This is a genomic window from Stutzerimonas marianensis (assembly GCF_022810315.1).
Taxonomy (GTDB): domain Bacteria; phylum Pseudomonadota; class Gammaproteobacteria; order Pseudomonadales; family Pseudomonadaceae; genus Stutzerimonas; species Stutzerimonas marianensis.
On record NZ_JALGRD010000003.1, the window covers coordinates 286,187 to 297,896 of the forward strand.

General features: G+C 63.8%; 8 protein-coding genes. 4 read left to right on the plus strand and 4 right to left on the minus strand.

Translation table 11 applies throughout. The features are described 5' to 3' along the window. Positions 1–118: 118 nt before the first annotated feature. The 4 genes from MST27_RS07045 to MST27_RS07060 all read right to left on the minus strand — a co-directional run bounded on the left by MST27_RS07045 (position 119) and on the right by MST27_RS07060 (position 7,194). Positions 119–1,522 (minus strand): efflux transporter outer membrane subunit, encoded by a 1,404-nt coding sequence (locus MST27_RS07045; RefSeq protein ID WP_243605291.1) that lies wholly within the window; start codon positions 1,520–1,522, stop codon positions 119–121. Continuing rightward, positions 1,519–4,689 (minus strand): efflux RND transporter permease subunit, encoded by a 3,171-nt coding sequence (locus MST27_RS07050; protein ID WP_243605292.1) that lies wholly within the window; start codon positions 4,687–4,689, stop codon positions 1,519–1,521. The genes MST27_RS07045 and MST27_RS07050 overlap by 4 nt, the downstream gene beginning before the upstream one ends. 95 nt (positions 4,690–4,784) lie before the next feature. Further along, positions 4,785–6,017, minus strand: a complete 1,233-nt coding sequence (locus MST27_RS07055; RefSeq protein ID WP_243605293.1) for an efflux RND transporter periplasmic adaptor subunit — start codon at positions 6,015–6,017, stop codon at positions 4,785–4,787. Between the two features lie 259 nt (positions 6,018–6,276). Then, on the minus strand, positions 6,277–7,194 hold the full coding sequence (locus MST27_RS07060) for a LysR family transcriptional regulator (RefSeq protein ID WP_243605294.1): 918 nt from the start codon (positions 7,192–7,194) through the stop codon (positions 6,277–6,279). A gap of 267 nt (positions 7,195–7,461) precedes the next feature. Between MST27_RS07060 and MST27_RS07065 the strand changes: the two genes are divergently transcribed. The 4 genes from MST27_RS07065 (at position 7,462) to ligD (ending at position 11,661) form a co-directional block, all read left to right on the plus strand. Next, on the plus strand, positions 7,462–8,478 hold the full coding sequence (locus MST27_RS07065; RefSeq protein ID WP_243605295.1) for a zinc-dependent alcohol dehydrogenase family protein: 1,017 nt from the start codon (positions 7,462–7,464) through the stop codon (positions 8,476–8,478). Positions 8,479–8,832: 354 nt separating this feature from the next. Continuing rightward, positions 8,833–9,690, plus strand: a complete 858-nt coding sequence (locus MST27_RS07070) for an SDR family oxidoreductase (protein WP_243605296.1) — start codon at positions 8,833–8,835, stop codon at positions 9,688–9,690. 25 nt (positions 9,691–9,715) lie between these two features. Beyond that, complete coding sequence (gene ku / locus MST27_RS07075; RefSeq protein WP_243605297.1) at positions 9,716–10,723, plus strand: non-homologous end joining protein Ku; 1,008 nt, start codon at positions 9,716–9,718, stop codon at positions 10,721–10,723. Positions 10,724–10,740: 17 nt separating this feature from the next. Next, positions 10,741–11,661: a non-homologous end-joining DNA ligase gene (gene ligD / locus MST27_RS07080; protein ID WP_243605298.1), complete on the plus strand. Its 921-nt coding sequence runs from the start codon at positions 10,741–10,743 to the stop codon at positions 11,659–11,661. The last annotated feature ends 49 nt before the right edge of the window (positions 11,662–11,710 follow it).

The following is an 11,710-nucleotide window of genomic DNA, read 5'->3' on the forward strand; positions in this document are numbered from 1 at the left end:
AAAAGTGATTTCGCGCAAAATTCACAACTAACCGAGCGGGACCGGGAACAGATCACATTTTTCGCTGTCCCGCGCAATTGCCTACGCCGGCGAATGCCGGCGTAGAGCGCTCCGTTGATCAGCTACGGTCGACCTGCCAGCCGCCCCCCAGCGCTTTGTACAGCGCGACGACGCCGCGATAGAGCTCAACCTCGGCTTGCGCCTGCGCATCCTCGGCCTGTAACCGCTCGCGCTCGGCGTCAAGCAGCACCAGAAAGTCGGCGGTGCCCTCGCGGTAACGCACCTCGGCCTGTTGCGCCGCGGCCCGGCTGGCGGTGGACTGGCGGATCAGCGCGAGCAGGCGCTCTTGCGTTCGCGAATAATCGGAGAAGGCATTTTCCGACTCCTCGAGCGCCAGCAGCACCTGCTGCTCGTAATTCGCCAGGGCGCCGTCGGCGTCCGCCTCGGCGCCCCGCAGGCGGGCGCGAACGCTGCCCAGGTCGAAGGCGGCCCAGCGAATGCTGGGAGCGACCGACCAAGCCTCTGCCGCGCTGGCACCCAGTTGCGAGCCCCGCCCGGCGATGAACCCCAGGAAGCCGGACAGGCTGACGCGGGGAAAGAGATCGGCAGTCGCGACACCGACATCCGCCGTGGCCGCCGCCAAACGACGCTCCGCGGCGATGACGTCCGGGCGACGGCGCAACAGCTCGCCCGGGTCACCGATCGGCAAGGCCTTGGCGATCGCCGGCAGGTTCCGTGCAGACAGGTCGACGCTCAGCTGGTCGGCGCGCTGGCCGAGCAAGGTGGCGATACGGTTGCGCGCCCGGGTTTGCTGGGCCTGCAGCTGCGGCAGGCTGGCTTCGGTCGACGCCAGTCGCGCGTCGGCACGCAGTACATCGAGTTCGCTGCCGACACCGGCTTCGCGCAGTTGCTCGGTGAGCCGATGCGAGTTGCGCTGGTTGGCCAGGTTCTCCCGCGCAATTCGCTCACGGAGCTGGGCGCCGCGCAATTGCCCGTAGGCGTCCACCAGCTCCGCGACGATACTCACCTGCAATTGATACAGCTCGGCTTCGGCGGCTTCGGTCTGCGCTTCGCTGGACTCGATGCGCCGCTGGATGCGACCGAACAGGTCCAGCTCCCACGCCATGTCCAGGCCCAGGTCGTAGCGTTCGCTGTTGGTGCGCTCGTCCGTGAAGCCCGGCTGTTGCGCTTCTCCGATTTCCGCGCTGGTTCGAGCGGTCACCGTGGGGATCCGGTCATTGGCGGCGTCGTCTCGTATTGACCGCGCGGCGCGCAGGCGAGCGAACGCCACCCGCAGTTCACGATTGTCCGCCAGCGCCTGACCAACCAGGGCGTCCAGCGTCGGGTCCTCGAATTGCCGCCACCAGGCGGCTTCGAATTGCGTGCGGTCGAATGGGTCCGTCGTGGCCCGCTCGATACGGGCCGGCTCCGTTTGCGGCGCTCGGTAGTCCGGGCCGACTGCGCAGGCGCTCAGGGCCACGGCAATAGCGAGCAGCAGCGGGGTGGTGACAATGGCCTTCATGCATGAGCCTCCTTCAGTACAGCCTTTTTCTCCTCGCGCCGTTCGACGAAGGCGCGGATCACCAGATAGAACACGGGGGTTAGCAGCAGACCGAAGAAGGTCACCCCGAGCATCCCGCTGAACACCGCGACGCCCATGGCATGGCGCATCTCCGCACCGGCCCCGGTGGAGATCACCAGCGGCACCACACCCATGATGAAGGCGAAGCTGGTCATCAGGATCGGCCGCAACCGCAGGCGGCAGGCTTCGAGCACGGCGGCCAGGCGGTCCATGCCTTCTTCCTGCTTGTCCTTGGCGAACTCGACGATGAGGATCGCGTTCTTGCACGCCAGGCCCACGAGTACGATCAAGCCGATCTGGGTAAATACGTTGTTGTCGCCTCCCGACAGAATCACCCCGGTGATCGCCGAGAGCAGCGTCATGGGGACAATCAGGATCACCGCCAGCGGCAGACTCCAGCTTTCGTACTGCGCAGCCAGCACCAGGAAGGCAAGCAGCACGCAGAGCGGGAAGACGAAGATCGCCGTGTTGCCCGCCAGAATCTGCTGGTAGGTCAGCTCGGTCCACTCGAACGTCATGCCGTTGGGCAGCTCGTTGCGCAGCAGCCGTTCCATGGCGGCCTCGGCCTGGCCGGAGCTGTAGCCCGGTGCGGCGGCGCCGTTGATTTCCGCGGTCAGGAAGCCGTTGTAGTGCATCACGCGATCAGGCCCCGCGCTGTCGCTGACCTTGACGAAGGTCGACAGCGGGACCATCTCGCCGCGGTCGTTGCGTACCTTCAGCTGCCCAATCTGCTCGGGCGTGAGGCGAAACTTCTGCTCGGCCTGCACATTGACCTGGTAGGTGCGCCCGAAGCGATTGAAGTCGTTGGCGTACAGCGAACCGAGGTAGACCTGCATGGTGTCGAAGATCTGGTCGATCGCCACGCCATGGGTCTTGGCCTTCTCACGATCGATGTCGGCATCCACCTGCGGCACGTTGACCTGATAGCTGGTGAACAGCCCCGCCAGCTCCGGATAGTCGGCGCTCTTGGCGATGACGTTCTGCACCTGCTTGTACAGCTCCTCGTAGCCGAGGTTGCCACGGTCCTGCACCTGTACGCGGAACCCCCCGATGGTGCCCAGACCCTGCACGGGCGGCGGCGGGAAGATCGCGATGAAGGCATCCTGAATCTGTGCAAACTGGCCGTTCAGATCCGCCGCAATGGCGTTCGCCGACAGCGACGGGTCCTTGCGCTCGTCGAAGGGCTTGAGCGGGGTGAAGACGATGCCGCTGTTCGGGCTGTTGGTGAAGCCGTTGATCGACAGGCCCGGGAACGCCACGGTGTTCTCCACGCCGGGATGCTCCGCGGCGATCTGCGACATGCGCTTGATGACGTCTTCGGTACGGTCCAGCGTGGCGGCGTCCGGCAGTTGGGCGAACGCGACCAGGTACTGCTTGTCCTGCGGCGGCACGAAGCCGGTCGGTGTACTGGCGAAACCCATGTAGCCGAGTCCGACCAGGCCGACATAGATCACCAGCGCGATGCCGCTGCCGCGCAGAATGCGCCGTACCGCACCGACGTAGCCATGGCTGGCGCGATCGAAGACGCGGTTGAAGGGACCGAACAGCCAGCGACCGAACAGCCTGTCCAGCAGCCGCGAAAAGCCGTCCTTGGGGGCGTCGTGGCCACGCAACAGTGCGGCGGCGAGGGCAGGGGAAAGCGTCAGCGAGTTGAACGCGGAGATTACGGTCGAGATGGCGATGGTCAGCGCGAACTGCTGATAGAACTGCCCGGTCAGGCCGGAGATGAACGCCGTCGGGATGAACACGGCACAGAGCACCAGGGCGGTAGCGATGATCGGTCCGGTCACTTCCTTCATGGCCTGCTTGGTCGCCTCCACCGGCGACTTGCCCAGACCAATGTTGCGCTCGACGTTTTCCACCACGACGATGGCGTCGTCCACCACGATACCGATCGCCAGCACCAGACCGAACAGCGACAGTGCGTTGAGCGAAAAGCCGAGCAAGTGCATGACGGCAAAGGTGCCAATCAGCGAAACGGGCACGGCAGCGAGCGGAATGATCGAGGCGCGCCAGGTTTGCAGGAACAGGATGACCACCAGCACCACCAGCACGATGGCTTCGAGCAGGGTATGAACCACCGCTTCGATGGAACCACGCACGAAAATGGTCGGGTCATAGACGATTTCATAGTCGACCCCCTGCGGGAAATCCTTTTTCAGTTCGGCCATGCGTGCACGAACCGAGTCCGAAATTTCGATGGCGTTGGAACCGGGGCGCTGGAACACCGGAATGGCAACCGCGGGCTGGTTGTTTAGCAACGAACGCAGCGCGTACTGGCTGGAGCCCAGTTCGACACGTGCGATGTCCCGCAGACGGGTGATTTCGCCATCGCTGCCGGCGCGAATGATGATGTTCTCGAACTCATCCTCGGTGACCAGGCGGCCCTGGGTATTGATCGACAGCTGGAAGTCGGTCGCACCGGGGGCGGGCGGCGCACCCAGCGCACCGGCGGCGACCTGGCGGTTCTGCTCGCGAATGGCGTTGACCACGTCGGTCGCGGTCAGGTTGCGCGAAGCGACCTTGTTCGGATCGAGCCAGACGCGCAGTGAATAGTCACCCATGCCGAACAGCTGCACGTCGCCGACGCCATCCAGGCGCGCCAGCTCGTCTTTCACGTTGATCGCGGCGTAGTTCGACAGGTACAGCATGTCGTAGCGGTTATCCGGCGACGTCAGGTGCACCACCATGGTCAGGTCGGGTGAAGCCTTGTCCACAGTCACACCGAGCCGCTGCACTTCGGTCGGCAGCGTGGGCATCGTCCGCGTAACCCGGTTCTGCACCTGCACCTGGGCATTGTCCAGGTCGGTGCCCAGCGCGAAGGTGATGGTCAGGTTCAGCTTGCCGTCGGCTGTCGCCTGGGAAGACATGTAGAGCATGCCCTCGACGCCGGTGATGGCCTGTTCCAGCGGCGAGGCGACGGTTTCCCCGATGACCTTGGGGTTGGCGCCGGGGAAGTTCGCCCTGACGACGACCGTTGGCGGGACCACCTCGGGGTATTCGCTGATCGGCAGCTGGAACAACGAGATGGCGCCGCCGATGAGGATCACCAGGGACAGCACCGCCGCGAAGATCGGCCGCTGAATGAAGAATTGCGAGAAATTCATGACGCACTCCGGGGAAGAGGGCGCGCCGGACGCGCCCTGACGGAATCGGATGGTGTTGTTGCGCCGTGGCGCGGAATCGAGGACTTGCGCGGGGCTCAGCTGCTAGGGCGACGCGCGACGTTGCGATCGACGACCTCGGTCTTGAAGGCAGCCGTGATGGCGCGGTTCTGTTCCTTGAGCGCAGCCAGGGTGTCGGCGTCGGCCATGGGGACTGTTTCCGGTGTCACCGGGCTGCCTGGGCGAACCCGCTGCAGGCCGTTGACGACGATGGTCTCGCCTTCGGCCAGGCCATTGCGCACGATGCGCAGCCCTTCAAGCTTCGGTCCGAGCTCGACGGCGCGATAGCTGACCTTGCCGTCTTCCTCGAGCACCAGGACGAACTTCTTCCCAAGGTCGGTTCCTACGGCGACGTCCTTGATCAGCACGGCGTCATAGGTGGCACTGCCGACCAGCTTCAAGCGCGCATAGAGGCCGGGGGTGAAGCTGCCGTCACGGTTGTCGAACACCGCACGGCCACGAATGGTGCCGGTGCGCGGGTCGACCTGGTTGTCGACGAAGTCCATATGGCCCAGGTGCGGATGACCCTCTTCGTCGGAGAGACCGAGGTACACGGGCGTTTCGTCGCCGCGCGAGCCGTTGCGGGCCAGTTCGCGATACTTCAGGTAGGTACGCTCATCCGCCTCGAAATAGGCATACACCTTGTCGGTGGACACCAGGGTGGTGAGCAGGGCTTCACCGGCGTTGACGAGGTTGCCCGCCGTGATCATCGCGCGGCCGACGCGACCATCGATGGGGGCGGTGACACGGGTGAAACCAAGGTCCAGCCTGGCGGCCTCCAGTTGCGCCTGAATGGCGGCCACGGCGGATTTCGCTTCGCTGGCGGCACTGACACGGGCGTCGGCCAGCTCCGCGGAGATGGCATTGTTGGCGCGCAGCCGCTCGCCGCGCTCGGCCTCGCTGGCGGTCCGACGCTGAGTCGCCAACGCCTGTTGCAGTTCGGCCTGCAGGCGTTTCACCTCGGCTTCGAACGGACGTGGGTCAATCTGGAAGAGCAGGTCGCCCTTGTTGACCAGTTCACCCTCCTCGAAGGCGACCTTGTCGATGAAGCCGGACACCCGCGGGCGAATCTCGACCGATTCCGGGGCTTCGAGGCGCCCGGTCAGTTCGTCCCATTCGGTTACCTGTTGTTCGATGACCTGGGCGACGCTGACGGCCGGTGGAGGCGGCGCTGCAGCCTCGGTTGCTTCCGGCGATCGTCCGCATGCGCTGATCAAGGCTGCGACGACCGCAACCAGTGGATAACGCAAGGCTTTGAGTGAACGTTCCATGCTTGACTCCAGAAATCGCTTTTTTATCGATGGCGTGGAGTGTGCGTGGCGCGGGACCAATGCAGAAATCGAACGAGGCGAATGTAAATATCATCCGCGATGATGTTGCAGGGTTTTTCATTGATGGCCAGTGCGATGGGGTTGGCCGCAGAGCTGAGTTCATCAAAAGGCGGGCGCGAGGGCGCAGGCCCCGAGTCGAACGTCGGGACGTTATTCCACGAGCGGATTAGCGCTGAGTTCCGGCAGGGGCGATCTTGTTTTACAGACTGTCCGGGTCACCGACGAACATCTGGATCCGCGAACGCAACCAGCGTTCGGCCGGGTCGTTGTCCTGCGCGCCGCTCCAGGCCATGGACAGTTCGAAATCCTGACTGGTCTCGAAAGGCAGCGGCTCGGCCCGCACGCCGCCGCGTGCGGCAAGGGCCTCGGCGGCATAGTCGGGCACCGTTGCAACCAGATCGGTGCCGGCCAGCAGGCTTGCCAGACCGTTGAACTGGGGGACGGCCAGCACCACCTTGCGCTTGCACCCGTGCAGCGCAAGTTCCTCGTCGATGTAGCCATTGAGGTCACCCGCGAAGGACACCATGGCATGCGGACGGGCGCAGTAGTCTTCCATGGTCATGCGCCCCGGAATGCTGTCGGCGCGGAGGAGCATCGGTTTCGGCCGACGCAACACCTTGCGCTTGGCGTTGGCGGGTAGCTCCTCGGTGTAGCAGACACCCACCGAAATCTCCCCGGACGCGAGCAAGCCCGGCATCAGCAGATAGTTCGCGCGCCTTACCACCAGCACCACGCCCGGCGCTTCGGCGCGAATACGGCGAAGCATCTGCGGCAGCAGAGCGAATTCCACTTCGTCAGTCAGGCCGATGCGAAACACCAGCGTGCTGGTAGCCGGGTCGAAGGTCGCCGCGCGGCTGACGGCGGTGGAAATCGAATCGAGCGCTGGAGACAGCAACCCGGCGATCTCCTGCGCGCGGGCGGTCGGCTCCATGCTCCGCCCGGTGCGTACGAACAACGGATCGTCGAACAGCGTACGAAGGCGGGCGAGGGCAGCGCTGATGGCGGGCTGCCCGAGAAAGAGCTTTTCCGCTGCACGCGTCACGCTGCGCTCGTGCATGAGCGTTTCGAAGACGATCAGCAGATTCAGGTCTACACGGCGAAGATCGTTGCGGTTCATGCCATTCACTTCATGCTGGGGTCAGCCTGGGAATGCGGCTAACCTTCAAGGTGTGCGCCTGCATTCTAGACACAACCATGAGGCCGGAGCATGTCCATTTCCGCTTTGCAAATGCATAAACCTGCACGGGTTGGTTTGGCATTACATACACACCATCATCATTCCTGTGCATGGCAACTATCGAACGGAATGCGGTATCGGCGGCTGGAGTTGTGCCAGCGGTGCAGATAGAGTCACAAACACAGTAGTAACCGAGGGGTCTTCTCCATGTCCCGCATCATCCGTTTTCACCAGTTCGGCCCAGCCGAAGTGCTGCGCTACGAGCAGCGGGACACGCCGCGCCCGGGGCCGGGCGAAGTGCTGGTTGGCGTGAACGCCATTGGGGTCAGCTGGAACGACGTGCTCTGGCGACAGAATCTCGCGCCTCGCAAGGCTCAGCTGCCGGCCGGGCTTGGTAGCGAAATCGCCGGCGAAGTTCTGGCGGTAGGGGACGACGTGGACGGTTTCGCCGTTGGTGACCGGGTCGCGAGCTTTCCCGGACACGATCTCAACCAATATCCGCTGTATGCCGAGCAGGCGCTGTTGCCCTTTACCTCGCTTGTTCACTATCCCGAGGTGCTCAGCCCCACCGAGGCCTGCGTACATTACACGCCGGCGCTGGTGGCCTATTTCGCGCTGGTTGAATTGGCGCAACTGGAGCCGGGGCAGCATGTGCTGGTCACCGAAGCCAGGCACTGCACCGGGCCAACCGCCGTTCAGCTGGCAAAAGCGCTGGGTGGGCGAGTGATCGCCACCTGCGATACCTCCGAGGATCGCGATTACCTGCGTGAAATGGGCGCCGAGACGGTGATCGCCACTGAGGAAGAGGACCTCGTTGGCCGTTTGCAGAAAATTACCGGCGGCTCCGGCGTGGAGGTGGTTCTCGACGGGTGTGGCGGATCGCGGATGAAGCTGCTGGGTGATGTCATCGCTCCGCGCGGCAAGCTCATCCTCTATGGCCTCAACGGCGGTAACGAAACGGCATTTCCGGCTTGCGCGGCGTTCCAGAAGAACTTCAAGTTCTTCCTGCACTGCCTCTGCGATTTCACCGGGCAACCGGAACTGGGCATCGAGCAGAATTGCCAGGCGCTGGAGCGCGCGCTGCGGCACATCAACCAACTGACCGCCGACCGGCTCGTTACTCCGCAGGTCGATCGCGTATTCGGTTTCGACGAGGTGGTGGCCGCCCACGCATACGTCGAAAGCGGCGTGCCCCGCGGACGGGTCGTGATGCGCGTGGATTGACTGAATCGGCAACAGTGCCGCCCCGTAACGGACCCCGCCTAGCGCGGGGTTTCTGTTTTTCAGGTGACTGATCCCACCTGCTGGAAGGGCGTCGCCTTCGAGCGGGTGTGCAGGTGTTGGGTCAATTCCTCTGCGTCGTCGGCGCTGGCGAGCTCACCGTCGTTGAAGAACGCGAGCCAGCCACCGCGTCGCTGGCGGCGCGCCGAAACTCTTGCTCGCCCCACCGCCGTACGCTATGGCGAACGCTCAGCAATGCGGCCGCATCCATGGCCCCTCTCATCGCGCGGCCGAAACTTTTCGCGGCGCGGCCAAGTCCTCCGAAGACATTCATCACTCCATTGGCGAGGCGAATTCATGTCCGACGAGAACCAGACACTCCCACCACAACAGCAACCTGAACCTGGCAAGGAAGGGGAAATGAATCCACGTCCGGAATACCGAGGCGAGGATTACAAGGCGGCTGGCAAGCTGCAGGGCAAGGTCGCGATCATCACCGGCGGCGACAGTGGCATTGGCCGCTCGGTGGCCGTGCTGTTCGCGAGAGAAGGTGCTGACGTGGCGATCCTATACCTCGACCAGCATCAGGATGCCGAGCAGACCCGCAAGGTCGTGGAGGAGCATGGCCGTCAGTGCCTGACCTTCGCCGGTGACGTGGCGGATCGGAGCGTGTGCGACAAGGTCATCAACGAAACCCTGGGCAAGTTCGGCAAGCTGGATATCCTGGTCAACAACGCCGCCGAGCAGCACCCGCAGAAGTCCTTCGAAGACATCCCGCCGGAGCAGTGGGAGAAGACCTTTCGCACCAACGTCTTTGGCATGTTTCAGATGACCCAGGCCGCGCTGCCGCATCTGAAGGCAAGTGCCTCGATCATCAACACCAGTTCGGTCACGGCCTACAAGGGCAATCCGATGCTGATCGACTACAGCTCGACCAAGGGCGCCATCGTCGCCTTTACCCGGGCGCTGTCGATGAGCCTTGCCGAGCGGGGGATCCGCGTCAATTCCGTCGCGCCGGGTCCGATCTGGACACCGCTCATCCCATCGACCTTCGACGCGGACAAGGTTGCCGAATTCGGCGCCAACGTCCCCCTCAAGCGCCCCGGTCAGCCGGACGAAGTGGCACCGGCCTACGTGTATCTCGCCAGCAGCGACGCCTCGTACGTCAGTGGTCAGGTGATCCACGTGAACGGTGGCACGGTGGTGAACGGCTGAACCCGGCCCAATCAGGAGAACGCTCATGCCTCGCACGATCTGGAAGGGTGCGGTCAGTTTCGGTCTGGTGCATATCCCCGTCGCGCTGGTTCCGGCGACGACACGGCAAGGCATCGACTTCGACTGGCTCGACAAACGCAGCATGGATCGCGTCGGTTACAAGCGCATCAACAAGACGACCGGCGAAGACATCGACAGCGAGAACATCGTCAAGGGGGTCGAGTACGAGAAGGGGCACTACGTCGTGATCAGCGATGACGAGATCAAGGCAGCCCACCCCAAGGCGACACAGACGGTGGACATCATTGCTTTCGTCGATGCCAAGGACATCTCCTTTCTGTACATCGATACGCCGTACTACCTCACGCCGGACCGACGAGGCGAAAAGGTCTACGCGCTGCTGCGTGAAACCCTGATCCAGACCGGCAAGGTCGGCATCGCCAACGTCGTGCTGCGCAACAAGCAGCACCTGGCGGTGGTGATGCCGCTGGGCAAGGCGCTGGTGATGAACACCCTGCGCTGGGCCGACGAGGTGAGAGGCGTCGAATACCTCGAAATGAAGGATGAGGCGCTCAACGCGGAACTCAATCCACGTGAACTGGACATGGCCAAACGCCTGGTCGAAGACATGAGCGAGGAATGGGACCCGGCCCAATACAAGGACACCTTCCAGGATCAGATCATGGATCTGGTCGAGACCAAGGCGCGCGAAGGCAAGCTGGAAGCGGTCGGCGGGCCGGAAGAATCGGTGGATCGACGCTCGGCGGATGTCATCGATCTTACTGAACTGCTCAAGCGCAGCCTCGCCGGCAAATCGGCGAAGAAACCGGCGCCGGAAGAGGCGTCCGACAACGAGGATGAGGACGAAGAACGGGCGTCACCAACCCGGCGCTCGACGAGCAAGGCGGCTTCGAACAAGAAGGCTCCGGCCAAATCCACGGCCAGCAAAGCCAGCGCCAGCAAATCGACTACCAGCAAGACAACCACGCGCAAGACCAGCACGAGCAAATCCAGCAGCAAGAAGGCCAGTTGACCCGACGAGGAGGCTGCATGCCTGCAAAGACCGGCAAGAGCCGCCCCGACGTGGGCGGCATCGGTATCAGCAATCCCCAGCGGGTCATCGACTCGCACAGTGGCGCCACCAAGCTGCAGCTCGCGCAATACTACCTCGCGGTCGGTGAATGGCTGGTGCCGCAACTGGCCGGGCGGCCCCTGTCCATCGTGCGTGCACCGGATGGGGTCGAGGGCGACAGCTTCTTTCAGCGGCACTGTGGCCGGCTGAAGATGCCGCACATGAAGGTGCTGCCCAAGTCGCTCGACCCGGAACATGCGCGTCTGATCCAGGCCGATAGCGTGACGGCAGTGGTCGAGGCGGCGCAAATGGGCACGGTCGAATTCCATACCTGGAACGCTCACAGCGACCGTATCGACCGGCCGGACCGCGTGGTCTTCGACCTCGATCCCGACCCCGAACTGCCTTGGGAGAAGATGGTCGAGGCGACCGGCCTGACGCTGGACCTGCTCGACAGCCTGGGACTGCGTGCTTTCATCAAGACCAGTGGCGGCCGCGGCATGCATGTGGTCGTGCCCATCGACCGGCGCAGCAGCTGGGATTGCGTCAACGAGTTCGCCCGCGGCGTCACCGTTCGGCTGGCCAAGGAGTCGCCTGAGCGAATCGTGGCCAAGATGGGGCCGAAAAACCGGATCGGCAAAATCTTCGTCGATTACCTGCGCAACCAGCGTGGCGCCAGCACCGTCGCGGCCTACTCAGCGCGCGCCAGGCCTGGGTTGCCGGTCTCGATGCCCGTGCGTCGCGACGAGCTGGGTAGCCTCGGCGCGGCGAACCGCTGGAACATCCTCAACGCCCACGAGCGCCTGGATGCCCTTGAACATGACCCCTGGGCCGACTACGGCTCGACCCGCCAATCGCTCTCCAGCCGCCTGTTGGCGTCGCTCGGCAGTCGCGAATGATGGCGAAAACTTTCCTTCGCCGATTCCTCAGCTAGCCTTACAGAAGCGC